Genomic DNA, 2,314 nt, shown 5'->3' with positions numbered 1-2,314 from the left:
AATTGTTTTCATCCCGTTTAAATACAATTGACTTAAGGGGGGAGCGAACCAGTTTGATTTGGGAAAGTTGCTCGTTCTCATCGTTAAGAAAGGCGATTTTTTCGCCAGGGTAAATGTTAGCAATCTGCTTTGCAGCTTTCGACGAGTGTATAACGGAGTACATGATTTTATCGTTGTACCCGGCTTTAGCAAATAGTGTTGATAATGTATTGCCTGATTTGATATCAAAACTCTGCCAGTTTTCGACTTTAGGCGTTGGGCTGGCAATCAGGGGCTGCTGGCTGGGCTCTTGCGTGTTTAATGCTTTAACGCTCTCGCTGCTAGACAAAACCTGGTTATCTAGATCAATCTCGATGGACGTTCTGGTTGCATTGACTTTGCTGCTAGGGCTCAGTGCAAGTACAAGTGTCATTACCGCGCCGGTGAGGCTGGCGGCTATCATGTGCTTTTTTGGAAAGGCGTGAATCAACGTCTGGCCTGCTTTAATTAATTGCTTTACTCAATAAAGTGAGTATTAATGCTTTTTAGAAGTCACATAAAAATGTGAAAATCTGTTAAATATTCCTATAAGTATAGTTGTAAGCTGGGTTCAAGCAAAGTCAATGTTTGTTTATAAAGCTTACAGTAATGTTAAAGATGATATACTTGTTTGTTTTTTGATGTCGCGATTGTTTCTCGATTGTTATTGGTATGCGTTGAAAGGTGAAGTTTAAGATGGGATCGGTTCAAGAAGCTCTAGAAATTATTAAACGCGGAGCTGAAGAGTTAATAGTAGAAGAAGACTTAGTAAAGAAGCTTGAGGCGGGGAAGAAACTTCGTGTCAAAGCTGGATTTGACCCAACTGCTCCAGATTTACATTTAGGGCATACGGTACTCATTAATAAGTTGAAGCAGTTTCAGGATCTTGGTCATGAGGTGCTGTTCTTGATTGGTGACTTTACCGGCATGATTGGTGATCCTACCGGTAAAAGTGCTACACGGCCGCCTTTGACTGAAGAGCAGGTGGCGCAAAATGCGCAGACCTATAAAGAGCAGGTGTTCAAAATTTTAGATCCTGAGTTAACAACGGTCATGTTTAACTCAGAATGGATGTCGAAGATGTCTGCTGCGGATATGATCAAGCTGGCCGGGCAATATACTGTAGCGAGAATGCTAGAGCGTGATGACTTTAGTAAGCGCTTTAAAGGGGAGCAGTCCATTGCAATTCATGAGTTCTTGTACCCGTTAGTGCAAGGTTATGACTCGGTTGCAATGGCGGCAGATGTTGAATTGGGTGGAACTGACCAAAAGTTCAACTTATTAATGGGGCGTACTTTGCAGAAAAATGCGGGTATGGATCCTCAGACAATTCTAACGATGCCTTTATTAGAGGGTTTGGATGGTGTCCAGAAAATGTCCAAATCGCTCAATAACTATGTGGGTGTGAATGATGCGCCGGGTGAGATTTACACGAAGTTGCTATCGCTACCTGATGAAATGATCTGGCGCTACTATGAATTATTAAGCTTTAAGTCATTGGCAGAGATAGAGGTTCTTAAACAAGAGGTTGCGCAAGGGAGAAACCCGCAAGAGGTTAAAGATCTGTTTGCGCGCGAAATCATTGAGCGTTTCCATGATGCGGAGTCGGCGGCGACTGCGCATAACTCGGCAGGCAACCGAGTCGGTTTGGGTGAGATTCCAGATAATGTTCCGGAAGTTGATGTTGATGCTGAGGGGCAGTCGGAGTTGCCAGTATCTGCTGTACTAAGAATGGCGGCTTTGGTAAAGAATGGTGCAGCAGCTAAAGATGTCTTGGGTCGCGGTGCAGTCTATGTAGAAGGCGAGAAGGTAGAGGCGAGCTTGAAGTTGTCGGTGCCTGGTATATATGTGATTCAGGCGGGCAAGAAAAAGATAGCTAAAGTCTCGTTAAAATAGCGTTACAAACTAATTTATAAAAAGTTTGATAAAGGTGTTGACCTAAAGAATCAGCTCTATATAATGCGCACCTCCTTAAGACGAACCGCTTCGAAAGCGGCGAAGTTTGAAGGAGATAGAGGATGAATTAAGTGATTAAAATCAGTAATTTATCTTCGCTTGTTAAAGGTTTTGGTTTTCGGTTTTGAATTTAAATTTCTTCGAAAACAAATTAAAAAAAATCGTTGACAAGCAAATGAGACGCTGTAGAATACGCGCCTCGCTTGAGGGATCTCAAGCAAGCTCTTTAAAAAATTAACCAAGCAATTCGTGTGGGCGCTGGCTGAGATGATTTCACGATAAAGCACTCTGATCTAACTTGTTAGAGAGGATGTTGCTTAAGAAATTATCAAGTCAACGA

2 protein-coding genes are annotated in these 2,314 nt (G+C 42.4%); one reads left to right on the top strand and one right to left on the bottom strand.

What is annotated here, in order from left to right; all coding sequences use genetic code 11:
* Window positions 1–412: LysM-like peptidoglycan-binding domain-containing protein (locus A3735_RS22440; RefSeq protein ID WP_197485978.1), on the bottom strand; the 412-nt coding region annotated here is incomplete at its 3' end.
* A 302-nt stretch (window positions 413–714) separates the two neighbouring features.
* Here A3735_RS22440 and tyrS point away from each other — a divergent pair.
* Window positions 715–1,914: a tyrosine--tRNA ligase gene (gene tyrS / locus A3735_RS22435; RefSeq protein ID WP_068513052.1), complete on the top strand. Its 1,200-nt coding sequence runs from the start codon at window positions 715–717 to the stop codon at window positions 1,912–1,914.
* Window positions 1,915–2,314: the final 400 nt, after the last annotated feature.

The sequence above is a fragment of the Oleiphilus sp. HI0061 genome (genome assembly GCF_001635675.1).
The sequence above is the reverse complement of the archived record's forward strand: the minus strand, read 5'-3'. Positions and strand labels throughout refer to the sequence as shown.

Excerpts from the sequence above, each read along its gene's own strand:
- tyrS (WP_068513052.1), top strand. The coding sequence starts at position 715 with ATGGGATCGGTTCAAGAAGCTCTAGAAATTATTAAACGCGGAGCTGAA.